The sequence below is a fragment of the Commensalibacter sp. B14384M2 genome (assembly GCF_016101865.1).
GTDB classification, from domain to species: Bacteria; Pseudomonadota; Alphaproteobacteria; order Acetobacterales; family Acetobacteraceae; genus Commensalibacter; species Commensalibacter melissae.
Genome location: NZ_JACFPS010000002.1, coordinates 345,449 through 369,272 on the forward strand (window position 1 = coordinate 345,449; position 23,824 = coordinate 369,272).

At 34.5% G+C, this 23,824-nt stretch carries 23 protein-coding genes, 1 tRNA gene and 1 other RNA gene; 11 read left to right on the forward strand and 14 right to left on the reverse strand.

The annotated features are described in order from the left end of the window. The first annotated feature begins 116 nt into the window (after positions 1-116). On the forward strand, positions 117-1,508 hold the full coding sequence (gene cysG, locus H3R33_RS05330) for a siroheme synthase CysG (RefSeq protein WP_232342129.1): 1,392 nt from the start codon (positions 117-119) through the stop codon (positions 1,506-1,508). Positions 1,509-1,515: 7 nt separating this feature from the next. Here cysG and grxB read toward each other — a convergent pair whose 3' ends face one another. After that, positions 1,516-2,166, reverse strand: coding sequence for a glutaredoxin 2 (grxB, locus tag H3R33_RS05335; RefSeq protein WP_122123307.1), 651 nt, complete (start codon positions 2,164-2,166; stop codon positions 1,516-1,518). 183 nt (positions 2,167-2,349) lie between these two features. Here grxB and H3R33_RS05340 point away from each other — a divergent pair, with 183 nt between their 5' ends. After that, a complete protein-coding gene (locus H3R33_RS05340) occupies positions 2,350-2,835 on the forward strand; it encodes an ecotin (RefSeq protein WP_198184784.1) in 486 nt (161 codons plus the stop codon). Between the two features lie 244 nt (positions 2,836-3,079). On the opposite strand, the gene H3R33_RS05345 is transcribed toward H3R33_RS05340, so the two are convergent. Further along, on the reverse strand, positions 3,080-4,792 hold the full coding sequence (locus H3R33_RS05345) for a hypothetical protein (RefSeq protein WP_198184783.1): 1,713 nt from the start codon (positions 4,790-4,792) through the stop codon (positions 3,080-3,082). A gap of 148 nt (positions 4,793-4,940) precedes the next feature. Between H3R33_RS05345 and H3R33_RS05350 the strand changes: the two genes are divergently transcribed. The 3 genes from H3R33_RS05350 to H3R33_RS05360 all read left to right on the forward strand — a co-directional run bounded on the left by H3R33_RS05350 (position 4,941) and on the right by H3R33_RS05360 (position 7,204). Next, a complete protein-coding gene (locus tag H3R33_RS05350; RefSeq protein ID WP_232342128.1) occupies positions 4,941-6,062 on the forward strand; it encodes an asparaginase in 1,122 nt (373 codons plus the stop codon). Between the two features lie 165 nt (positions 6,063-6,227). Beyond that, on the forward strand, positions 6,228-6,746 hold the full coding sequence (locus tag H3R33_RS05355; protein WP_198184782.1) for a hypothetical protein: 519 nt from the start codon (positions 6,228-6,230) through the stop codon (positions 6,744-6,746). Next, entirely contained in the window at positions 6,743-7,204 is a 462-nt protein-coding gene (locus tag H3R33_RS05360; protein WP_198184781.1) for a hypothetical protein, read from the forward strand. The genes H3R33_RS05355 and H3R33_RS05360 overlap by 4 nt, the downstream gene beginning before the upstream one ends. Before the next feature lie 51 nt (positions 7,205-7,255). Here H3R33_RS05360 and H3R33_RS05365 read toward each other — a convergent pair whose 3' ends face one another. The 4 genes from H3R33_RS05365 to H3R33_RS05380 form a co-directional block, all read right to left on the reverse strand. Further along, positions 7,256-8,374, reverse strand: coding sequence for a glycerol dehydrogenase (locus H3R33_RS05365; RefSeq protein ID WP_198184780.1), 1,119 nt, complete (start codon positions 8,372-8,374; stop codon positions 7,256-7,258). 264 nt (positions 8,375-8,638) lie between these two features. After that, entirely contained in the window at positions 8,639-9,076 is a 438-nt protein-coding gene (locus H3R33_RS09215) for a LysE family transporter (protein ID WP_198184779.1), read from the reverse strand. A 90-nt stretch (positions 9,077-9,166) separates the two neighbouring features. Then, positions 9,167-9,904, reverse strand: coding sequence for a DNA/RNA non-specific endonuclease (locus tag H3R33_RS05375; RefSeq protein ID WP_198184778.1), 738 nt, complete (start codon positions 9,902-9,904; stop codon positions 9,167-9,169). 401 nt (positions 9,905-10,305) lie between these two features. Beyond that, positions 10,306-10,380: transfer RNA gene (locus H3R33_RS05380), tRNA-Gly, on the reverse strand. Between the two features lie 189 nt (positions 10,381-10,569). Between H3R33_RS05380 and H3R33_RS05385 the strand changes: the two genes are divergently transcribed. Both H3R33_RS05385 and H3R33_RS05390 read left to right on the forward strand, forming a co-directional pair. Then, positions 10,570-11,547 carry a tetratricopeptide repeat protein gene (locus tag H3R33_RS05385; RefSeq protein WP_198184777.1) on the forward strand — a complete coding sequence of 326 codons (978 nt, stop codon included), beginning with the start codon at positions 10,570-10,572 and terminating at the stop codon, positions 11,545-11,547. 46 nt (positions 11,548-11,593) lie between these two features. Continuing rightward, positions 11,594-11,812 (forward strand): Trm112 family protein, encoded by a 219-nt coding sequence (locus tag H3R33_RS05390; RefSeq protein ID WP_198184776.1) that lies wholly within the window; start codon positions 11,594-11,596, stop codon positions 11,810-11,812. Positions 11,813-11,828: 16 nt separating this feature from the next. Here H3R33_RS05390 and H3R33_RS05395 read toward each other — a convergent pair whose 3' ends face one another. From H3R33_RS05395 to H3R33_RS05405, 3 genes are all read right to left on the reverse strand, one after another. After that, positions 11,829-12,848, reverse strand: coding sequence for an aromatic acid exporter family protein (locus tag H3R33_RS05395; RefSeq protein WP_198184775.1), 1,020 nt, complete (start codon positions 12,846-12,848; stop codon positions 11,829-11,831). A gap of 47 nt (positions 12,849-12,895) precedes the next feature. Further along, entirely contained in the window at positions 12,896-14,464 is a 1,569-nt protein-coding gene (locus H3R33_RS05400; protein WP_232342127.1) for a Do family serine endopeptidase, read from the reverse strand. Positions 14,465-14,726: 262 nt separating this feature from the next. Next, a complete protein-coding gene (locus tag H3R33_RS05405) occupies positions 14,727-15,878 on the reverse strand; it encodes an OpgC family protein (RefSeq protein ID WP_370552778.1) in 1,152 nt (383 codons plus the stop codon). A gap of 134 nt (positions 15,879-16,012) precedes the next feature. Here H3R33_RS05405 and H3R33_RS05410 point away from each other — a divergent pair, with 134 nt between their 5' ends. Next, positions 16,013-17,182 (forward strand): Mrp/NBP35 family ATP-binding protein, encoded by a 1,170-nt coding sequence (locus H3R33_RS05410; protein ID WP_198184774.1) that lies wholly within the window; start codon positions 16,013-16,015, stop codon positions 17,180-17,182. 19 nt (positions 17,183-17,201) lie between these two features. Here the strand turns inward: H3R33_RS05410 and H3R33_RS05415 are convergent, their stop codons facing one another. The 5 genes from H3R33_RS05415 to H3R33_RS05435 form a co-directional block, all read right to left on the reverse strand. Continuing rightward, the gene (locus tag H3R33_RS05415; protein ID WP_155569000.1) at positions 17,202-17,564 is read right to left on the reverse strand and encodes a hypothetical protein; all 363 of its coding nucleotides are present in this window, start codon (positions 17,562-17,564) and stop codon (positions 17,202-17,204) included. Positions 17,565-17,590: 26 nt separating this feature from the next. Continuing rightward, entirely contained in the window at positions 17,591-17,731 is a 141-nt protein-coding gene (locus tag H3R33_RS05420) for a hypothetical protein (protein ID WP_155565153.1), read from the reverse strand. A gap of 38 nt (positions 17,732-17,769) precedes the next feature. After that, positions 17,770-18,693, reverse strand: a complete 924-nt coding sequence (thyX, locus tag H3R33_RS05425) for an FAD-dependent thymidylate synthase (RefSeq protein WP_198184773.1) — start codon at positions 18,691-18,693, stop codon at positions 17,770-17,772. 176 nt (positions 18,694-18,869) lie between these two features. Then, complete coding sequence (locus tag H3R33_RS05430; protein ID WP_198184772.1) at positions 18,870-19,079, reverse strand: hypothetical protein; 210 nt, start codon at positions 19,077-19,079, stop codon at positions 18,870-18,872. 410 nt (positions 19,080-19,489) lie between these two features. After that, positions 19,490-20,893: a hypothetical protein gene (locus tag H3R33_RS05435; protein WP_198184771.1), complete on the reverse strand. Its 1,404-nt coding sequence runs from the start codon at positions 20,891-20,893 to the stop codon at positions 19,490-19,492. A gap of 115 nt (positions 20,894-21,008) precedes the next feature. Between H3R33_RS05435 and ssrA the strand changes: the two genes are divergently transcribed. From ssrA to H3R33_RS05450, 3 genes are all read left to right on the forward strand, one after another. Then, positions 21,009-21,319: a transfer-messenger RNA gene (gene ssrA, locus H3R33_RS05440) on the forward strand. Positions 21,320-21,353: 34 nt separating this feature from the next. Next, positions 21,354-21,920, forward strand: a complete 567-nt coding sequence (locus tag H3R33_RS05445; protein WP_198184770.1) for an SspB family protein — start codon at positions 21,354-21,356, stop codon at positions 21,918-21,920. Positions 21,921-22,375: 455 nt separating this feature from the next. Then, positions 22,376-23,737, forward strand: a complete 1,362-nt coding sequence (locus H3R33_RS05450; RefSeq protein ID WP_198184769.1) for a glycosyltransferase family 39 protein — start codon at positions 22,376-22,378, stop codon at positions 23,735-23,737. The last annotated feature ends 87 nt before the right edge of the window (positions 23,738-23,824 follow it).

Consider the following 23,824-nt stretch of genomic DNA (forward strand, 5'->3'; position numbering starts at 1 on the left):
TTTCTGTTTTCTCTTTATTTTTACAAATTATTTGTTTAAATAAATATGAGGCTTTTTATCAGATAAATTTCTTCAGTTGAAACTCTATTTACTCTCTACTATCCATGAATGACAATTTGATAAATTCGGAAGTTCCCTCTTATTTTCCAATAACTTTGCGTATAGATGGAACGCGAATAGTGATAATTGGCGGGGGTAAAATTGCGGCACGTAAAATCAGGCTTTTATTAAGAAAAAATGTACAAATTGAAGTTTATGCGCAAACCTTTAATAAAGAATTGCAAACCTATGAAAAAGAAAAACTGATTAAATTTTGTTCCCCTTTACTAAACGAAAATGATTTTATTCAAAATGCGAAAGACGCTACCTTAATTTTTATCACGACTGACGATCATGAATATAATACTCTTATTTCCCTATGGGCAAAAAAATTAAATATTCCTGTCTGCACCGTTGATAATGCGGAATTATCTACCTTTATCACCCCTTCGATTATTGATCGTGATCCTGTACAGATCGCCATCTCCACAGGAGGTTCCGCTCCTGTATTGGGACGGCGAATACGTCAAAAAATTGAACCTCTACTCGGACAAGTCATCGGTCCATTAGCTTCATTCATCGGAAAACACAGGAATTGGGCCAAGGAAATATTATCAACCCATCAAGAACGACAACGGTTATGGGAAAGATTCATTGATGGCTATGGCACTTCCCTTATTAGCCAACAAAAAGAAAAACAAGCATTTGATTTTCTCAAGAATATTGCAAAAGAACCTTTTTTGAAGAAAGGTGAGGTATGGCTGGTTGGGGCAGGACCGGGTGATCCGGATTTACTAACCATAAAAGCACTTCATCACCTGCAAAATGCTGATATCATTTTATATGATAATTTATTATCACCCAAAATCCTAGATTACATACGTCGTGATGCATTATTATTTTTTGTAGGAAAACAAAAAAATCACCATACTTTAAAACAAGAAGAAATAAATGATTCACTAATCAAATATGCACGACAAGGCAAACGTGTTTTACGATTGAAAGGTGGTGATCCTTTTATATTTGGCCGCGGTGGGGAAGAGGCCGAGGCATTAATGCATGCTGGAATTCCATTTAAAATTATACCCGGCATCTCCGCTTCTAATGGTTGTGCGGCATATGCCGGAATTCCCCTAACACATCGTGAATGTGCACAGGCCTGCTTATTTTTAACCGGTCATACCAAGAAAACAGATCAACTTAACCTACCGTGGGAGAACATGATATTTAAAGACCAAACCTTGGTCATTTATATGGGACTTTCTTCTTTACCTCTTTTATGTAAAACACTTATTGATAAAGGATTGGAACAAACATGGCCTGCTGCTGCGATTGAAAAAGGAACCTTTCACGATCAGCAGGTAATTATCGGAAATTTAAAAACCTTACCTGATTTGGTTATGCAAAAAAAAATAGGTAGTCCCGTTTTAATAATAATCGGTCAAGTGATTCATCACAGAGTTACATAAAACACATTCAGTTTGCAAAAGCATCATTCAAGGGAATGGAACATGTTTCAGAAACTTTCTTACGCCATCGATCAACATTGACGCCATAGGTAATCCCCTTGATAATCGATAGCGAGTGAAGCATACTGTAAAGTGAAAAGTCGTTCCAAGATAGCTGCCGTTTCAAATCCAACAAAGGATAATTTTTCATTAAGGGTTCCAGACAGTCAATCGCCTTTTGAGTTCTCTGGATCAAGCTCGGATCAGCCAGATCAGAAACAAATCCCCCGCCAGAGGGGTCCTTTTTTTTACGGTAATATTTCTTTGCCTCTTCTGTGGAAAATTCAGGAAACGGTGCATTTACCCAACGAGGATAGGTCAAGCGATAAATAAAACGTTGAACATGACTGATCCATTCCATAATTTCTTCATTATCAGGCAACGTAATCTTTGGCTTATCTATGGTTGTATCAATATAGTTAATAATATCACGACTTTCCGGCATAAAGCGATTTTGCTGATATTCCAATATAGGCAACTGTTTGCGCCCTACCATTTGCATGGGACCATGAATGTCATCATATAGTAAATATGATATTTCGACGGGATAATTTTTCAAAACAAAAATCATTTTTGTCATGACACAAAAAGGACAATGTTCGTAAATATAAAGTTTCATAGCAATTAAACAACACCCCTCAAATGATCAACCCTGCAAATTATCAAAATTTAAATTAATATATTAAATCCCTTTTACTTTAATTAAAAATTATATTTGAGATTAAAATTACAAGGTCTTGTTGAATAATTTTACTATCATAACTTATAATTAAAAACTAAAATTATCATTTAGGAAATAAAAATGTTAATTCGAAAACAATTTCTTCTTCTTTTATCCATGTGTTATTTAATACCATTATATCATGCTTCTGCTAATCTTGGTAAAAATCAACTATCCATATGGCCTAAAGCAGAAAAAGGATATCAAAGAATCGTAATTCAACTACCACCCCTTTCAAATGAATACAATGCACGTGTTGAATTGATTCCCCAGAAAAAAATTAAATCAGACTGTAACACGGTCATAATCCACGGTCATATGACAACACAAACAATTCAAGGATGGGGATATGATTTTTACAGATTAGACAAAATCAGCAAACCGGCTTCTACCCTGATGGCCTGTCCACAGAACATTGAACAAGAGAAGCAGGTTTCAATTACGACCAATTTAACCTTTATAAACTACAATAGCAAACTACCCCTCGTTGTTTATGTTCCGGACGATATAACTCTTGCTTATCGGATTTGGACATCTTCTTCAATGCATCAAGCTAGAAATAAATAAATTTGCGGCATAACTTCATAGAGACAACAAAGATAAGATTGAAACAAACTTTTTTGCTTCATCTACCTCAGCAAAACTGAATATTTATTTAAATAACTTCCCATTGATTTATAAGATTTATATTCATTGGTCATACTGTCATATGTTATACAAACAAATTTGGATCTATCGATGAGTATATGTTTCAGGCTATAGAATCGTATGGTTATTCAACTATTTTTCACTTTGAACCTGATAAAATTACTTATAAGATATATATCTCGAAAATAGCTTTATTAATTTTCAGGTCCAGATTGTTTTTCAAGGCATCAGGCTGATGCAAATAAACCGTTTCAAAACTTATTTGATCTCCTTTTGTTACAGGAATCGCATTAGAAAAAGTTAACTTTGGACTGGCACAAATTGTATTCATCACATCATTGATATAAGGAATCAGGGGAAATTCAATTTGATTAACAGGTTGGAACCGAACTGTTTTTCCGGTTTTAACAATTTTTAAAACCAATTGATCGCCACCATGAAAAGAGATTGGTCCTGACAAATCCATATTTTCTTCCTTGAATATGAATGAGCCATTTATTTGTAACAATCCCGTTGCGGGAATTTGCCATAATTCATTTTTATTTTGCCATTCATCTGAAATGTTTTGAACAGGGGATATTTTATCCAGTTTAAGTTTAGTCCATGAATTTTCTATTTTCTTTGAATATGGTATGATTGAATCTTTGGATGACAACCTTATATAATGGTGATTATTTGCAGAAAAAGATTTTTCTGACGGAACAGGTTTAACAGTCCGATTTGAAATATTTGTGACCGAGGGTCTTATCTCTACAATTTTATCATCATCCAATAATGATAAATTGGAAGAAACTACAGTTAAATCCGGTTTTCCCGATATGTTATTTTTTAGCAAGACTTTATCATTAACAATATTCCATTCCCCAGAATTTTTCGGTTTATCCTTGATGGAGCAAAGTAAAACTGGTGAAGAATAACCTGGATAATCATGGCATAATATTAATGTGCCTATTGGAACATAATTTGGTAGTTCTTTAATGGAAAAGAATGCGAGTTGCAAAAAATCTGCTGAAAGATGTTTAGTCGAAACAACCCCATTACAACCAAGATAAATATTTTTAGGTTTTATTCCTGCTGTTCCAATATAAAGACTTTGTCCGGCAATCATTCCTTCTGTAACGACAGAAATCCCTTTTCCTATAGGATTCCCAGATATAAATGCATCTGTATGAATGGACTTGACATCAATATTCTCATTACACAATGAATTCCTTTTAATATCAGGTCTTGATGATTTTTCAATTTGCGATAGACAAGATTTGTCAGAAAGGTTATATTCAATTGGAACCGGCTTAACGACCCCCTGCATTGTAAAAATCTTGAACCATTTTGAATTAATTTTAGGGTCATATTGCCAGAGATTAAGTGTTTTAAGATTTAATAATAAATCACCTTCAATCCAGGATAATCCAAATTCCTGTTTATAATTTTGATCTGGATCGCTGTTAATAACCCATAATTCAGGTTTTCTTAAACCGTGCCTTTGATTATAAACTGTTTTATTTTGACCAATAACATCCAGTAAAACCGTAAAAATTTGCTCTAATCCTGTATCAGTAATGATTTTAAATGCAATCGTCGATTTCGTATTTATTTTTCCTCCGGAAATATTGACTGAAAATTTACGTTTTGAAATCAAGAATTCATTCAGATTTATCGTAGGATCTCCACATTCAAATTCTATCGTATTAATGAATGATTGTGGATGCAGGGCGTAAGATAGATCAATTAAACAGATCATGTCACAATTTTCAGTTATCTGTATAAAATCTGTTTTATATCCCTTTTGCAAAACAGGTAAAATTGTCATCTTCCACTGTGAGAAATAAGGCATCATGAATCGTTTACAGCCTTTTTTGAACACACTTAAAACCATTTAACCTGTACCTTGTCTCTTTATAGAGCTATAGAGCATATTAATAATAATATTTTTAATTAATAGAAAAATAGTATATTGAATATGGGTAGGGTAGTAACCTGGATCAATTAATATAATTAAATTATATAAAATTAATTCTGATATAATGAATATTTTACCTAGACCCCTCTTTCAGTTTTTAATTATCCCCGTGGGATTAAGTCTGATTTTACTTTCCCCTTCTTATGCAAAAACTGAGAAAGATAAACCGATGAATGATATAGATCGTGTTATCAAACCTGAAAAAAAACAGGTTCTTGTACTAACTACCGGAGGAACCATCGCAGGATCAGCAACAACAGACAAGCTCGAATATAAAGCAGGCAACACCAAAGGAGAAGATCTTGTCGCTTCCATACCTGCTTTACAAAACATGGCAAAAATTCATGTTGTTCCTGTGGCGCAAATCGGTTCTCAGGATATGTCTGATACAATTTTGTTAAAATTGGCCAAAAAAGTTCAGGCTGCTGAAAATGATCCTTCGATATCAGGAATTATCATTACCCATGGCACTGATACCATGGAAGAAACCGCTTTTTTTCTTGATAAACTTATAAATTCGAAAAAACCAATTATTTTGACGGGTGCAATGCGCCCGACCAATTTTATCAGTTCAGATGGTGCATCCAATCTTGTCAATGCTGTTAAATTGGCTACACGCCCTGAGGCTTATCACCAACCTGTCATGATAGTAATGAATGACATGATTTATGATGCACATTCTGTTCAAAAAAGCCATACAACCAGCCTTCAAACTTTTCAATCCCCCAATACAGGGCCAATCGGCATTATCAATAATGATCATGTATATTTTTACCGTACGTCCAGTAATGCAAGGAAACATATTTACGCCATACCTGAGAAAGCCCCTTTTCCGCGTGTTGAAATTATTTATTCTCATATCCAGATGGATGGAGATCTTATTCATGATGCGGTCAAAAGAGGTGCAAAAGGCATAATCCTTGCTGGCGTTGGCGATGGAAATACATCAACCCAGGCGATACAAGCATTGAAAGAGGTCGCCAGCAAGGGTGTTATTGTTGTTCGATCCAGCAGAACGGGAAGCGGATTTGTCAATCGTAATGTTGAAGTTAATGATGATGCCAACAAATTTATAGCCGCAGCTGATTTAAACCCGCAAAAAGCCAGAATTTTGTTACAACTTATCTTGGCAAACAAGATTAATGGATTAGATACTATTCAACAACTTTTTTATGAAATGAACTGAGTTAAAATAAATGCCATTATTATTATAAATATGGCATCCTAATTTTCACAATTTGATTCGTAAGCTTTAATTTTTTTTACAAGCTTGAAATCAGAACAAGATTACGTTTATCCTAAACCTTCATTTAGAATAATTTTTATTAAAACCCAAATGTGGAGTTTTAGATTGATAAAATTTTTATCGTATACAATCCTGTCTCTAATAATCTCTTTGACTGTTTTATCGAATTTGGCATATGCAAGATCTGTAAATACAAAATCCAGTGTTAAAATCGGTCCATTAAATAAATCGTCTAGAATTTTACCACAAATAGAAATTTTCGAAAGCCATGTCGGCATAAGCAAAAATTATGTCATAGCCTTAGATCCCATCCATCCTGGAGCAACTTTAATAGCCTACAATTCTCCTACCTGTCAGGCAAATACCCATGGAAATACGAAACTCAACCATCATGATCCATCAAAACTAGAATTCACTGCCAAAGAAGATCCCTATTGCAAAATATCTATGCAAATTACAAAAAACCATCAATTGAAAATACTTAGTGAGACAATTCCTTGTAGTACATGGCATGGGGATTTTTGCTCTTTTGAAACATTGCCAATAGTAAACCGTATTTATCCGATAACGATTAAAGAGAATATTTCTTCAAGCAAATCCGAAGAAAAGGGTCAACCCAAATGAAATCCTTATCCTTGATATCAAAAATAAAATATGCATATACAATTATCTGCATTATTTTATCTTTACCCACAATGGCAATGAATCCATCTCATTCCTCACAATCCATTACAGAACAAACTGTCGAAAAGGACACCGTTAATCTGATCCTCTATGAAAACAGAACTCAGGGTAATTATGCGGCTGTAGGTTATATGCCATACTATCCCGCTTATGGCATGATTCATTATAACACTCCAAGCTGCAAAATTGAGATTACGGGTTTTGTTGATCCTTTTGCACTCAAGAAAAATAAATTAATTATCAGCTATAAGAAATGCAGGATATCTTTTGACCAGGATGGACAATCCCTAAAAAATCCACATGAAACTGAAGCATGTATGATTTATCATGTCAAGGAATGTAATTTTAGGACGCTTTCTAATTTAAGAAAAATTGATTTTCAATCTAATACAGAATAATTAACAAAATATCATACACAATCTCACGAAATTGCGTATGATTGAATGCAGCTACAAAACAATATTATAGTTTTTTAACCATTTATGACCAATTCTATCAGCAGCCATAATAGCGGCATAAACCTGATCTTCAGAAACTTCGAAAGGCATGTTGTGTATAGTGTCATCTTTTGCACAACTTGCCTTTGCCACTTTCATTATTTTTCCCTTAAGATCATCATTATCCTGTATACCAATTTGGTCAAGAGTAACCGGTAAACCTATTTGTACACAAAAATCAAGAACGGTTTCCAATTCTTCCTGTTTCGCATTTTCAAGTACAAGCTGGGCTAAAGTGCCGAATGCAACTTTTTCACCGTGTAACATGGAATGACATTCTTCAAGAACGGTTAATCCATTATGGATTGCATGTGCCCCTGCCAAGCCAGAACTTTCAAATCCGATGCCACTTAAATACGTATTCGCCTCGATAATGTGGTCGACAGCTTTTATAGCAACTCCAGCCTCGACAGCCGCTTTCGCCTTCAACCCTTCCTCCAACAAGGTTTCATAACATAACCTGGCCAAATTCAAGGCTGCCAATGTTGATTGCCCCCCTGCCATGGAGACAGCTCTTGCCTCATAACAGGCTCTGGCTTCAAAATAGGTAGATAATGCATCTCCCATTCCTGAAATCAATAAACGAAGGGGTGCATTGGCAACAATTGTGCTATCCATAATTACCATATCAGGATTGGAAGGATACATCAAATATTCCTCAAAAGCGCCATCTTCGGTATAAATTACAGATAAAGCGCTGGTTGGCGCATCATTCGATGCAGCTGTCGGCACAATTATAACCGGAACCTTATTATAAAACGCAATGGCTTTCGCTGTATCAAGGGCTTTCCCGCCACCAACACCGACAACCCCTTTGCAACCGTGTCTCTTTAGAATTTCACCTAAACGATTAATCTCTTTTTTACAACACTCTCCCCTAAAAATTTCAAAATATGCCTGCACCGAGGAAATCTGGAAACTTTTTTCCAATGTGGCTTGTGTCAAATTCATTACAAAACTATCAGCGACAACCAAATAACTATTGGCCAGCATCAAGGCATATTTACCAACTTTTTCAAGTGCACCAGCACCTTGGATATATTTTGACGGAGATTGAATAATCGTTAACATCACAAATCCTCTGATTATGTGTTCCTATTTTCAAATATTCACAACCATGGAATATACTAAATAGTTTAATACCAACTTAATTATACATAATAAGGATAGTTTATTTTACAAATAATTTAAATATAATTGAGCATGCAAACATTATAAAAACACATGCTGATAATCTATCTATCCTGAACTTATAGATTTAATAAAAGGCCTGTATCCCGGAATGTGAAAAAACCAATCCTACAAAAAGAAACCAGATCAGGCTTTCAAGCGTTATCATAATAAAAATAAAAAAAAACATTGGAAGGATTTGACCCAAAATGAATAATTGAAAAAAATACTTGAAAAATAAAGTAAAGCTTTCGGGTTGGTTAAATTGGTAAGCAATCCGGTAAAAAAATATGAATGACCAATGCCGTGCTCTGCTGGCAATGGTAAATCAGCCGATCTGTAAATCTGAAATGCCAGATAAAATAAATAAACTAACCCGCCAAATAAAACTAATTCTCGTAAAAAAGGGTAATATTGAAAAATAAGGTGCAATCCCAACAACGAGAACAAAGCCCAGATAATTGCCCCCAATGTTGTACCCGTTACAACTTGAATGACAGTTTTTTTATTGCCTGTTAACCTTGTTCTTGAATTTAATAGAAAATCAGAGCCCGGTACTACCAATACACATAAGTGTATGAAAAATATGCTGATAAAAAGCATAATACAATAAAATTCTCATTAACTATTCAAAAAGGTCAGAAACAGTATTCCATATTAAATTCAATTCTTGTCTTCAAAATATAAAAAATATTACTTAACCCTTGGACGAACAGGTTTAGGCAAGGGAAATTTATTTTCCTTGATATCATTGGATAACGCTGGAAAAGGATCAATCCCGGTTTTGTAAATGAAAAAAGCTATACTCATGCGATAACATACAGGCCTATGTGAATTTTTACAAAAATAAACCCCACCCTTTTTTAAGGACGGAATATAAACCGCTTTCCAGACTGCATACGGAACCCATACTCCGTCATAACCGATTCTTTTGACCGGTTCCTGAAAATAAGAACCTGTTATAACATATAACTGATCGTAGAATATTGCCATTTTCCTTACATTATGTTCAATCCAGTTCCATTTTCCACTATTCAGCTGCTTTGTCTGAGGTACAATATTACTGGAGATAAAAGTCTGTACCTGAGATTGATAATCAGGCATATCCCCACTAGGCGTCATATGACCACGATCAAAACCTGATCCTCTGTAATCCCTGATAACAGGATCACGATTATCAAATTTACCATATCTTTTCATATTCTTACTGGCCATTACCTGATTTTTTGTCAAAAATTCAGCTGAATAAATATTCCCCAAAGTTATATCTGAAAAAGAAGCGGCATAATCTTTGAAGCAGACTGTTTTTATCGGCCATTCAATAACTGGCGGTTTTCCATATAAAAACTTATTTTGACATGGATTTTGCGCTTGAACACAAATTCCAAATCCCAATAAAATAAAAAGTAAAATCAATAACTTTTTTTTCACAATTACTCTTCAATCTTTATCTAGTCCATTAAAAAAATAATGATTGATACATAATTACTGCGAACCTATTGCACAATATAAAGGCAATTTTTTCTGATAGAAATTCAAATAATAAATTCCGAGAAAAATCAATAATGGAAATTTTCAGTTTCTATAAATTATTTTTGAAATAAAAAATCATATAATCTTTTGAATTTATTACGAACTATATTTAGTTGGAATATTTAAAATAAAAACCCAAGTTATGACGATAATATCTTATTCTCAAGCATTTATACATTTAATAACAATATATGAATTAATTTCATATAATTTCTTTTGTACGCTACAGAAAATATAATGATTATTTGATTAAAAAATTAATCTATATTAAGTAAGATTTAACTTAATAAATTATTAATTGGAGCGGGCGATGGGATTCGAACCCACGACCCCAACCTTGGCAAGGTTGTGCTCTACCCCTGAGCTACGCCCGCTCTGAAGAACGTAAAAGCCTTTTATGATATTTCTATTAAAGATGCAAGCGGAAAAAACAAAAATTAAAAATTATTTTTATTTCCTGTCTCTCATCCACTATAATATATACAAAAATAAATTCTAATATCTAGAAATTGTTAAACATATGAGAATCAAATTTTTCATTTAAATGAAACAGGATATGATTTATGGCGCTTTTTAACTCCCCGTCCCAACCTGCAAAAGGTCAACTTTTGACTGAACATGGAACAGCCATTTCATCGGCTTCTTCTTCCAAAACGAGTATTATTGAAGGTAATCAAAATAGCTTTGTTCAGGAAGTCGTTGAAGCCAGCCAAAAAATTCCTGTTTTAGTTGATTTTTGGGCGAATTGGTGCAACCCTTGCAAACAACTTACACCATTATTGGAAAAAATTGCAAATGCCACTCAAGGACGCGTGAAACTTGTAAAGATCGATATAGACGCAAATCAAGCCCTTGTCCAACAGTTGATGCAAATCGGCCTTCCCATTCAGTCTATCCCTCTGGTTGCTGCTTTTTGGCAGGGGCAAATAGTTGATTTATTTCAAGGGGTGCAAGCTGAAAATGCAATTCAACAATTTGTCAGTCAATTATTAAAAACCGCTGGAAGTGCAATGCCTAGCGCGGATTTAATTGAACAGGGACAAACATTGTTGCATAACAAAAAATTCGATGAGGCAATGGGTATTTTTTCCCAAGCCCTTGAACTGGAACCCGAAAAACCTGAAGCATGGGGCGGGTTGATACGATCAATTCTTGCCAGTGCAGGACCAGAAGCGGCACAGGAAAGTCTTGAGCAAGTTCCGGAATCCATACAGAATCATGCCGAAATTATAGGTGCAAAATCTGCCATTGACCTTGCATTGGAAGGTGAAAAAAACACTGGAGATACACAGACATTAATGGAGAGAATCAAATCGGATCCAGATAATTATCAGGCACGCTATGAACTGGCTACCGCTTTAAATGGTGCCGGAAAAAGGAATGAAGCCGCACATGAATTGCTTGAAATTATGAAAAGAGACAAAAGCTGGAATGATGAAGCGGCAAAAAAACAATTGTTACGTTTTTTTGAATCTTGGGGATTTGACGATCCAGCCACGTTGCAGGGACGTCGTCAATTATCAACCTTATTATTTTCTTAAGCCCGATTGCCAATAGAATTTATCTAATTCATTAAAGGATAAACAAATGTCTCAAAATACCCCTCCCATTAATCCAAAACTGCTTTCAATCCTTGTCTGTCCTGTGACAAAAGGCCCTCTTATTTATGATCGTGAAGCTGATGAACTGATCAGTTGCAATGCAGGTTTGGCTTATCCAATTAGGGATGGCATACCAATAATGCTTGCCAATGAAGCAAGAACATTAAGCGATGATGAAATCTCAAACTATAAGAAACCAAAATAATATCGTTAAAAGCATTTCATGAGGAAAAGATATCATGACCTCTGCAAAAATCATTACAAAGTGCCTTTAATGTAAATTGAATGATGGAAGGGCAAGATTTTTTAGCCTCTTCCAGCAGTGGATTTAACAAGGAATTAAAATCAACATGAATATCACAGGCATTCCGCAATTTTTTATGTTTGCCGTTGGCCTGTCTTACAGACTGAATTTTAAAAAAATAAAATATTTCTTTTAAAGCATGTTCCAAGGCTTTTTCGGTATTGGGATGTAATTTTTGACCATAAGCCTCCATTGCTCTTGCCACAAAAATACTATCACTTTGCAAACGTCGCAAAATTGGAAATAACTGCACAAGTACAGGATCCGTTTCTTCCAAAACACAGGTAGGCCGTTCTTTACGTGCTTCATCTATATCACTGGCCAATTCGCGAAGTTCTGTAATGATTTCATCATTTTTGGCTTCAACAGCATCCCATGAAATTCCTTCAATCAATACAGCGTGTAATAATTTATATAATTTACTAAAAGCTTCCTTGGCATGTAAAAAGGCATGATATCTAGCCTGAGGTCTCAATATACAATAACTAACCAATAAAGAGGCCAATACACCTACAACAATTGAAAAGATACGATCAAAAGGTCTTTCAAAAATCCCTCCGGGTGAAGGGAATAGAAAAACGACTGCAAGTGTCACAACTCCAAGCCTCATGGTGGGACGCCATGAAACGAACATAACCATCGGAATCATTACGATTGTAAACACTATAATCGGTGACCAGCCACAATAAATCTGCAAGGCAATGGCTATGATCCCTGCAATTCCACCAATCAGAGAACCAATAATTTGATCACGACTGGTCTGAAGGGTTTGAGCGATACGACTTTGCGTCACGATAACAGCTGTAATTAATGCCCAATAAGGTTCGTTCAATTTACATAGATGTGCAAGTAGGCTTGCTGTTGCTACAGATAATAATAACCGAACACTTTGAATAACAGCGGGATATAAATTCAGCCTTTTAATTCCAAACCTCATTTATACCTTGCTCGATTAACCGTAAATCCTGGAATTCATGATCAGAATTATCGTTTATGATCGCTTTTGTTTCTTTCGGAAACGAACGGGACTGCAACCCAATGCATAATAGAACCGCTTTGAACCAGCAAAAGCATTGAAGTAGGATTTCTGTTTTCTTTTTTTACACTTGTGATTGCCTGTTGAAGCATATCAACATCATTTACAGTTTTAGTATTTGTTCCCACAATTACATCTCCGGGCTTTAAACGCTGCATCAAATTTTTCTCTTTATGATGTACGGCGGTCACTACAACGCCCTGCTGTTTTTCTGCCAGATTATATTTCTGTCTTAGTAAATTCGTTATCGTACTGACCGTAATATTCAGATCTTTAATTACTAATACTCTTGCCTTTTCATCCTGAATATCACTCTCCTTACTTTCCTCATTTTCTTCAAGATTTTGTATCTCTATAGGTAAATCAACAACTTTTCCCCGTCTTATAACTGTTAAATTAATTTGTGAATGAATGGGAGCGGCAGCAACCATCCTTGGCATTGTGTGGGCTGTAACAACCTGGCTATTTATTTTTTCTATGATATCGCCAGATTTTAATCCAGCTTTATCAGCAGGGCTACCCTTCTCAATTTTTACAACCAAGGCTCCCTGAAACGGTTTTACATTCAGGCTGCTCGCTATACTTTCATTAATTTCCTGGATACGAACACCAATCCATCCACGAGTCACCTTGCCGTTTACACGAAGCTGATTGATAATATCCCTTGCCTCATTGGCAGGTATGGCGAAAGCAATGCCTATTGACCCTCCAGAAGGTGAAAAAATAGCTGTATTAATGCCTATGACCTCTCCTTTGATGTTAAATAAGGGACCTCCGGAATTTCCCTTGTTGATTGGGGCATCTGTCTGAATAAAATCGTCATATGGCCCCTGTTCTATATCCCTTCCCCTTGATGAAATAATACCGAATGTCACGGTTCCAGATAAACCATATGGGTTACCAATTGCCAAAACCCAGTCACCTATCCTTGAATAATCACTATTACCAAAATGCGCAATGGTTAATGGTTCTTTCACATTAATCTTAAGTAAGGCAATATCTGTTCTTTCGTCATATCCCTTCAATACCGCTTTAACCGTCCGATTATCCTGTAAAGTTATCAAAATCTGGTCGGCATCTTTAATAACATGATAATTTGTTACGATAAGGCCTGATGAATCAATAATGAAACCAGAACCCAACGCCTGAAGATGTTCCATACCGTCATCAGGACCACTCTTGCCATTCATATAGTTTTGAAAGAATTTTTCGAAAGGGGAATCTGGATCAGAAGCGGTATCCTCCGTATTGTCATCATCTTCATCATCATGCTGCCCCGGTTTAAGAACTCGACTGGTTGAGATATTAACCACCGTCGGCAATAATTTTTCGGCAACATTTGCAAAACTACCAGAAGAACATCGAGAACTAAATTTATCTGGCCAAGTTAAACGACCTATAAAAGGTAAGTTAACAGCAGGTTGAGCTTGCAACCGATGAGTTGAAACCAAACCGAATATCCCCATGGTAAGGATCAAACAACGTGTCAAATCCCCTTGAAAAAGATTTTTTGACATACTTATTCTTTATTCATTAAAAATAATAACAGCATTATTACAGGTTACTTCATGCGCAAACTTATCTCTTTTCTAAAAACATGCAGAGATCAAATAACTGAATTAATTTAACCATAAAATTCATTAAAATAAATATAAATTTATCTAAAATCATGATTTTATGGTTACACTGTTTTAAAATTCTAACATCTTAGACATGAATTCATGATAAGCTTATTTCTGAATAAATCCTGATTTTTGAAATTATTGAACTTTAATAATATTATTGGGATCTTAGATTGATAGTTCTTAATCGTTGTCTTTTTTTATCAAGATATAAAGACAGGAGATAAAGAATATATATTGCGATACAATTTATACCTAGCTGCAAAAATACTGATTGTCCCCAGCTAGCGAACATCAAACGCCCCCATAGATCAAAAACCGTACTCAAGGAAAAAACCTCCAGCGAATGTCGACCATATAAAGCCAAAAGCTGTCCAACTTTATTTTCGGAAAAATGTTTGGTCCATTTTGAAGATTGAACAAGATAAAATATTGCGATAACGTCCATCAATCGCAATGGTGAAAGATAAGCCTTTGCAGGAGTATGCAGTTCTATCAATCTCAAATCGGGTAATCCCCAATATCCCCATGGAAACGCTTCTAGGAAAGAAAAGATTAAATAAGCGATAGCAAGTCCCTGTAACCATACAAAATATGGAAAATCACCTTCATGCTTACCTGCGAGAATAGAACCATAAACCCCAAGCGTGAATAAAAACTGCCATGCTAAAGGGTTAAAAAACCAACCATCAGGATCGAGCCAGTTAGGAAAATTGAACCATGGATCAAGATTAACCCAACTCCATAGCAAAAAACTTATTCCCAACGCCAACCACCAACGATATTTCATGATTAAATAAAGGATGGGAAAAAAGGCGAGTAAAATGATATAGAGTGGCAAAATATTCAGATTGCTTGGCAATGCATCCAGAAGTAACAACCGCCAGAATACTCTTAAGATACTGTGACCATGCGCCAATTCAGGCTCTAAAAAATCAACTGGCAGTATCCATACCCGACGCCACTGATAGATGCTGAATAATGTAATTAATACCAAGCCTATCTGAAAAAGATAAATTTTCCAGCAACGTGCAAAAATCCTTTTGCAAATTTTCCAAAACCCGTCAAGTGGAATCCTTCTTCCATATGCAAGCCAGGAAGCATATCCAGCTAATAATACGAAAATTTCTGCTGCATCGGCAAACCCTACATTCCGCATGGTAAAACGATTTAGAAGATTTTCAGGAATATGGTCAATATACATCATGATCAGCGCCAATCCACGCAAAGCATCGATACGATGATCCCTTTTTGATTTTTTTTGCTGTTTGATCAGAACTTTATTCCTTAACGATTCTTTCCAATTTATTCTACATTTTCTTTCTAAATAAAATGAAGAAAATTAGTTTCAGAGCTTCATTACAACTTTACAAATCTGTTATATACTTTTTAAAATAAACTTGATAATTACATTTTTTAATGATTGTTTCTTCAAGGTTTTACATGAATAACCCTATTTCAATTAACCGGCAAAAAGTCAAAGAGGCTTTGAAAGATTTTACGCTTCCATGGTCTCCTTATATTCGGCTGCTAGACACTGATTTGATTGAAACGCTTCATATTGAAAACCAAAAAATACATATAACGTTAAAAGTCCCCAATGTTGATCCCGCTCAAGTGGAACCATTACGGGCAAAAATCGAACACCATTTAAGTCAGCTTAAAGATGTGGAACAAGCCCGTGTTTTTATGAATGCCATTTCTTCCGGCTTACATGATCCAACCATATCAAAACGCTTGGTATTCCCACCCAAACAAACCGGTCATACCAAATCAGATACAACTTCAATAAAAGCAAATAATATAAAAAATGCCAAACCCATTGAAACTCTCAATTCGGTTAAATGTGTCATTGCAATCGCTTCGGGAAAAGGAGGTGTTGGAAAATCCTCAACAACTGTCAATCTTGCGATTGCCTTGTCTCAAAAAGGATTAAAGGTTGGCATCATGGACGCTGATATCTATGGCCCTTCCATTCCACATATGCTTGATCTAAAAGGCAAGGTAGAAGTAAGAGACCACAAACTGATCCCAATGACGGCATGGGGTATTTCAGCAATTTCCATTGGCATGCTGGTTCCCACGAATCAGGCGGTTATATGGCGGGGACCCATGGTAATGGGGGCGGTCAAACAACTGTTGTCAGACGTAAAATGGGGAGAGTTGGATATCATGTTGATTGATATGCCTCCTGGAACGGGTGATGTTCAAATTACCCTTGGCCAATCCATTAAATTAGATGGTGCGATAATGGTTTCCACACCTCAGGATATTGCTTTATTGGATGCCAAAAGAGGTATTTCTCTTTTTCAGAAAACGCGAACCCCTATATTGGGTATCATTGAAAATATGTCTTATTTTCTTTGCCCTCGTTGTCAGGAAAAAACCTATATATTTGGACAGGATGGTGTTAAAAAAGAAGCCAAAGCTTTGAATATACCTTTTTTGGGGGAAATACCTATTTTACCTGCGATCCGTACGGCATCAGATGAGGGAATTCCCATAACCGTTCAACAACCTGATGGCCCAGAAAGTCAAGCCTACCATGCTATTGCAGATTTAATTTATCCCGCCATTTGTAAAACAGGACTTGCAAATAGCAAAAATTTCTAAAAACCCTGTCACCCCGAATCTATTTCTCTAAAGAAGATCCAGGACCTGCCAAAACATAACAAACCTTATTTTTTGGCATATACCGACATAAAGGTCCCTGCTTTCCGTTTTTTCCTAAAATTCCAAATTCAAAAATCAACCCCAAAACCAAAACGAAAGTACAGGCAATATACCAAGGACGTAAAGTGGCAAATTCAATTTTTTGATTTGGATCTAGAGGTTTAATGTCAGAATCAAGATTTGAAGGTTGGGTAAAAAAACTTTCTCCCATTGATTCAGATGACGAATGGACGGATTCACCAGGCAATTCATACTCATATTCATCGACAGGAAGATTCTTTTTATCTTTATAATCCATAATGAAATTTTCAACTACTTTCATATTTATAATCAAATATTTACCATAGTTCATTTTTTCTTTGTATAAAAAGTCTCATGTAGATACTGATTATCCGCATCCAGATTACGTCCAAAAGGAAGAAACCACATCGCTGCAACAATGCCGATAAATAAAATGATAATACCAGCAACATATAAAAGTTTTTCCATTTTCAATCTTTCCAAGAGATTTTATATACACATTAACTCTAGGATTTGTAATGATCCAGAATCTGCATCATTTCTGTCCATTCACGTTTGCTTAATCCACTGTCAGCTTGATCAACAGATTGTCCATTTAACAACTTGCCAATAACACTCATCATGGTCGAGGAAAATGTTACAGCCCCTTTGCGATAATCTTCAAATGCCTCACAAGCCAGAGGAACCCATGCCCGAACCGTTTTCAGCATTACTTCGGCATAAACACGGATTTCATATTGTGCATGCGAGTCAATTCTTAGCTGCAAGAAATGAAATAAATTATGTAAGTTAACCTTCCAGTACCATTGACTATAACTGTTCAAGGTCAAGTTCATTCTGGCAAGCTCACGAGCCAGCCCAAAACCATTTTCTTCAGGAGTACGAAGCATTTTTTCATAATCATCATAGCATTTTTGCGCATCATTACGTAAAAGCGATAGAACTGCCTCTGATTGGTCAGCAGAAAGAACTTCTCCACGACCTTGATGATTAACCTTACTTTGCATTGCCAATACGCGAGGTTCGGGAATATAGAATTCTCTATCCATTATTGAATATCGGGCCGAATATTCATTCACGCTGGCCGTACGATGACGAATCCATTGTCGTGCTACAAAAATTGGCAATTTAACATGAAACTTAATTTCACACATTTCAAAAGGGGTTGTGTGATAATGACGCATTAAATATCGAATCAAACCACGGTCTTCCGATACTTTTTTTGTACCGGTTCCATATGAAACTCGGGCTGCCTGAACAATTGCAGAATCATTACCCATATAATCGACAACCCTGACAAATCCATGATCCAGTACAGGAAAAGCTTGATAAAGCATTTCTTCCAAACCTGGCGAAATTGGCCGTTTTGTATAAAGTTGCTGACTTGACTGCGCTTTAATATCTGCCTGTTGTTCTTCTGTAAGTGCCATAATAATCTATTTACTCATTTTAAGTACGACTAAGAAATTATTTATAAACCAGTATAAAACTATTTTCCTAAAATATATGATTTTAATGGTTTTTAACAGTCATGATTTGCATATTCCCCTCGTTAGCTATTTAAAAAAAATGCGGCTTTAAATTCAAACCCAATAAACAGGACAAATCAATGTGGACAAAATTTTTTCCGAAATATATAGCAGGCTTCATTAGTAAAAAATGATTGATTATCATCATATGAAAAATCAACCGTAATTGAATGATAGCCTGTTTTATATAAAAAATTGGCTATACTTCCCAAAATAATTCTTGTACCGTTTCCCATACCCTCTGTTCTCAAATAGTTAATATGAATTTGATACCCTGATTTTTCCATCTTTATTCCATTCAATATCTTTGGCAACAAGTTTAGCTACTTTCCTGCCCATTGCTGGTATTAGTTTCAGTTTCTTAACATTTAAATAACTACCATCTTCAAGCGTCACATTTATATTCTCGAAAATGACCGTTTGGAAAACTTTAAGGACAAACGCCTTGGAATATGAATAATGCCCTTTTTTCCTGCAATCCGTGTCAGGGCATTATGCGTGTATTCTAATATGAACAGGACCCCCCCTATAACGTATATTATATAAATTCAGTCCTATAATAAATAAAAAGCAAAACAAATAGAGAGAAAAATACTTTTTTCAATTTATTCATTTTGCACATCTTGAAAATGTAATTTATGTAAGTTTATTCAATCCAGCCGAATAAGTTCATGAATTTATTTTATAAAATCCATTATTAATGCTTAGAATCACTATGAACCTTAATATTCAAATGATCAATTATCTGACTGGCATTATATGAAGTTAGATCTAAAAATGAATAAGGTTTATCTGGATTAACCTCAATTGTAAGCTCATGATCCGGATGATGAATAACATCAATGACAGCATTTCCAGCTTGTTTAGACAATTCCGGAAAATCTCTATCGGGTTTCTGTAAATCCTCAATCCATTCTTGCTTAATCTGATCAACGGATTCATTCTTTTCACGGCTTTTAAGATCAGCCAAATGTTGTATTAATCCATCATCACGAAAATGCATTGTAAAGGATACAATTTTATAATCATTTATCATTGCCATTTCATTATTTGCTGATGGTTTTTCCGGACCTTTTACACGAGCATTAATTTTTACATTCCCAATATTTTTTGCACCAATCTGGAACGGTTCAAGATTCCATTCTTGCAGATCATAATGATACTGCGCGGACAAATTCCCGAACATATTTAGTTGATCATAACCATATTGCTTTAAAGCGTACAGTCTTGGATCACTATCGGTTTGTAATTGTAAGTTATCGAATTTATTACCTCTAAACAAACGGTTTTTTCCATCTTTTTCTGTCGAAATTTGCATGTCACCAAGCTGGTATCGTGCAACATCAATTTTTAATTCGACATTTTTAATATGAAAAAGTTTAGGTTCGTCACTTGCAAATTCAAACGTTTTTCCATTTTCAATATTTTGGAAAAATTTAGCAAAACTCAAATCCTTAATCTGAAGTGATTGAATATTGAAATAATTGTCCCGATTGTTAACTTTATCATAATAACGGAAATCATTCAAAGTTTGGTCGGATTTCCGATCTAATCCATAATTTTTGATTTGATATTGAGCTATTGCTATCTTTTCCGATCCAGAAGATAATTTCATTGTAATATTCTTCAGATTTAACAAATCAAATTTTGCCTTTGAAAAATAAACACTCTTGATTTTTCCAGATGCATCGATGTCAAGCAAATCCTTTCTGGGAACAAAATTGTTTAAATCAATATGATCAACGTGAATCTGCCCGTTATTCATCATCAAGTCACTATCAATTTTTGTTTCAAAATTATCAATTGTAGCGCTCATCAATCCATTACGTGAACCAGATTTGATATTCAATTTATCCATTGTATATAATTGCCCAGACTGGCCTTTGATCTTCACTTTTTCCAAAATGGCACTACGTGTGAATACATTGGTTACACTGCGATCATAAACAATAGAAGAACCCGGAAAGGATTGCTCCAACATTTTAATTCCCGCATCAAGACGATTATGTAGCTGATGCTGAAGATAGATATATCCACCTCCAAGACTTGAACCTAGTACAAGAATGGCTGCGGTTGTTCCAAAGATTACTGATTTTTTCATTGCTTATTTCCTGTTAAGATTATTACGGAAAATTATAAAGAAATAATAAGTAAAAACAATTGGAAATTAATTACGGTTACCCAGAAATTTAATTTGGATCAAAAAAAATTAATTTCCCCTTTTTTTATTAGTGAAATATTATTATATTAAAATTGTTGGTTTATCCAACTATGGCAATAAACGGTATATGAAATAGGCGTAGTGGACCCGGGGGCGGTACCCGGCGTCTCCACCATAAAGCTTATGGGGACGAAACAGGATCGACACGCGTAGTAAAGATATATTTTTTGCTCGGTATTGTACCACCGTTATCGGACTGTTTTTTACAAATGCCAACGATAATTTCGAGGCACACGCTATCGCGGCCTAATAAGCCAATGTGACAAGCGCGGCTTGAAGGGTGCCGGGCAACAGAAACCCTTCACTTTAGATTATTGATTTTATAGTTAAAGTTTAGACAATGACCAATTCAGATAATTCAGGTTCTAACGAAAACCCTCCTTCCCTTTTACCATATAATGAATGGATTGAAGCTGCCTATCGTGAGGTCATGTTAAAAGCTCTGGAATCAGTTGCAAAAAATGGACTGCCTGGGAGCCATAATTTCTATATCCAGTTTAAAACCGACTATCCTAATGTGATTATTCCACCCCAACTTAAAGAAAAATATCCAGAAGAAATGACGATTGTTTTACAACATCAATTTTGGGATCTGAAAATCAACAGAATTAAACAGCAAATGTCTGTTGGTCTTTCATTTGGCGGAGTTGGGAGTATATTGGTTATTCCCTTCGGATCTGTTATTGGGTTTGCGGATCCGTTTGTTAATCTAGCATTTAATTTTCAGCCTATTCCCTCTAGTCTAACCGTGATTCAATCTGAAGAAAAGACACCTGTTCAAACACTCCGTAAAGTTACAAATAATATGGAAGAATTAAAAGATGCTAAACCTTCTAAGGAAAGTAACGCATCGAAAGAGAAATCACAGGTTATAAGTTTAGATGCTTTTAGAAAAAAAACCGATTAAATTTTATAATATAATATCAAATGATAAATAGTTTAACAAAACCAAAAGTTTAATTGGCAATAAACCGTATTGTGCTATAAAAAATATTAATCATTTTTTTAACAGTTAAAATATAACTTTTGTTAAAGATAGATTAATTACAACATAAAGCGATTTATGAGACTAATAGATTATCCAGATTATAAAAAATATCATAGTTTATTAGACTATTAATCCTACTATCATGCTTCGTAGTTTCTAATATAATTTAAATATTTAAACTATATTCCTTCACAATAACAAATAAACTGCAAGTCTTTATATTCATTATAAATTTATTATTATATAAAATTTTATTGTATAATATTCATTGACTCCCAATCATTTTAATATAAAAAAATTATTTTTAATTTATAAATATTTTAAACATGTTAATAATCATAAAGAATTTTTGGAATATTTTATTAATAGCCTTAATGGGTTTATTTATTTTTATTCTATTCTTTCATATCAATCAAATCCCTTTTGCCAGTTCCGATGAGAGCCGACACGGCGTCAGTGCTTTGGAAATGATCTACAATCATAATTATATTATAAACAGTTGGGCTGGCCAACCCGACATGTGGAATTTAAAACCTATTTTAAGTTTTCTGCCAACTTGTCTAATGATTTTACTTTTTGGCAAATCAATTCTAGCAATCCGTCTTTTTTCTCTTTTATGTGCAATATTTTTATGTAATCTTGTCTGTTATTATACAATTAAAAAATATAATATTTACACAGCCATTCTTTTTATTTCACTTCTATTTACAACCTCACTTTTAATTCGTAACCATGCTTTCAGAAGCGGCGACATTGATTCATTTTTTATCCTTTGTCAAATTACCGCAACATTATCATTAGCAACAAAGTATGATCATTTTCATATTACTCTGGCCGCTTTTTTTTCATCGTTAGCTTTTCTAGCAAAAAGTTGGCATGCTCTTTTCCTGGGCTTACCCTTTTTAATTTCCTATGGTTATCTAATTAAAAGCCATCGGTTCAATATAAAAGCTATTTTATATCCTGTCATTTGTTTTAGTTTGCCCATATTAATATGGCTTGGCATACGTTATCAATATGATGGTTTTGCTTTTATCAAAGAAATGGTGCGTTATGATTTAATAAAACGCTCCTCCCATATGATTGAAAATCATATTCATGGCTGGAATTATTTTATAAAAATTTTATTCAATAATTTTGGCCTCATTTTTTTAACATTTATATTTTCCATATTTTATAGTTACAAATATAGGAAAAAACATTTTTTAACTTATGATATCATCATTTATTTATCAGCCATTTTGAGTAGTCTGCTGATTTACAGTATGGCTAAAACAAAACTTTACCATTATGGCTATACGCATATTATATTAATCTGTCTGGTCACAAGTATTTTGATTGGTCGAGACATTAATAAATATACCCGATATTTTATTATTATTCTAAGTTTTATAGCAGTTATTTTTGCATTTACCAATCTACATAAAATCTCTTCAATACATTTGCCAGACTATTATTATCAACTACAAAAAAATGCCTATCCAAAATATAATACCTTATATGTACCACAACATATAGAACAGAATGAACGTTTAGCCATCATGGTATTTGGCAATTTCAATTATGATAAAATCAAATATGGAAAACCCATATCAAAAGCACTGGTTTTTTATCGGGATCAAGGCAACGACAATTCCGATATCAATCGATGTCATCCCGTAACTGAAAAAGTAACAGAATTAAAAAATAAACATGATCAGAACGAAATATCTTTATTTTCATGTAAAAATTTATAAATTAACATTTTAACGCTCATTCAAACACTTTATTTTCTAACGAAATAATTGATTATGAATAAAAACCTGTTTTTTATAATGATGACT

Coding starts and splice junctions, on each gene's coding strand:
- H3R33_RS05340 (WP_198184784.1), top strand. CDS start 2,350: ATGTTAATTCGAAAACAATTTCTTCTTCTTTTATCCATGTGTTATTTA.
- H3R33_RS05385 (WP_198184777.1), top strand. CDS start 10,570: ATGGCGCTTTTTAACTCCCCGTCCCAACCTGCAAAAGGTCAACTTTTG.
- H3R33_RS05390 (WP_198184776.1), top strand. CDS start 11,594: ATGTCTCAAAATACCCCTCCCATTAATCCAAAACTGCTTTCAATCCTT.
- H3R33_RS05445 (WP_198184770.1), top strand. CDS start 21,354: ATGACCAATTCAGATAATTCAGGTTCTAACGAAAACCCTCCTTCCCTT.
- H3R33_RS05435 (WP_198184771.1), bottom strand. CDS start 20,893: ATGAAAAAATCAGTAATCTTTGGAACAACCGCAGCCATTCTTGTACTA.
- H3R33_RS05430 (WP_198184772.1), bottom strand. CDS start 19,079: ATGGAAAAATCAGGGTATCAAATTCATATTAACTATTTGAGAACAGAG.
- H3R33_RS05395 (WP_198184775.1), bottom strand. CDS start 12,848: ATGAGGTTTGGAATTAAAAGGCTGAATTTATATCCCGCTGTTATTCAA.
- H3R33_RS05345 (WP_198184783.1), bottom strand. CDS start 4,792: ATGGTTTTAAGTGTGTTCAAAAAAGGCTGTAAACGATTCATGATGCCT.
- H3R33_RS05415 (WP_155569000.1), bottom strand. CDS start 17,564: ATGAAAGTAGTTGAAAATTTCATTATGGATTATAAAGATAAAAAGAAT.
- H3R33_RS05365 (WP_198184780.1), bottom strand. CDS start 8,374: ATGTTAACGATTATTCAATCTCCGTCAAAATATATCCAAGGTGCTGGT.
- H3R33_RS05400 (WP_232342127.1), bottom strand. CDS start 14,464: ATGTCAAAAAATCTTTTTCAAGGGGATTTGACACGTTGTTTGATCCTT.
- H3R33_RS05410 (WP_198184774.1), top strand. CDS start 16,013: ATGAATAACCCTATTTCAATTAACCGGCAAAAAGTCAAAGAGGCTTTG.
- H3R33_RS05350 (WP_232342128.1), top strand. CDS start 4,941: ATGAATATTTTACCTAGACCCCTCTTTCAGTTTTTAATTATCCCCGTG.
- H3R33_RS09215 (WP_198184779.1), bottom strand. CDS start 9,076: ATGCTTTTTATCAGCATATTTTTCATACACTTATGTGTATTGGTAGTA.
- thyX (WP_198184773.1), bottom strand. CDS start 18,693: ATGGCACTTACAGAAGAACAACAGGCAGATATTAAAGCGCAGTCAAGT.
- H3R33_RS05360 (WP_198184781.1), top strand. CDS start 6,743: ATGAAATCCTTATCCTTGATATCAAAAATAAAATATGCATATACAATT.
- H3R33_RS05450 (WP_198184769.1), top strand. CDS start 22,376: ATGGGTTTATTTATTTTTATTCTATTCTTTCATATCAATCAAATCCCT.
- grxB (WP_122123307.1), bottom strand. CDS start 2,166: ATGAAACTTTATATTTACGAACATTGTCCTTTTTGTGTCATGACAAAA.
- H3R33_RS05420 (WP_155565153.1), bottom strand. CDS start 17,731: ATGGAAAAACTTTTATATGTTGCTGGTATTATCATTTTATTTATCGGC.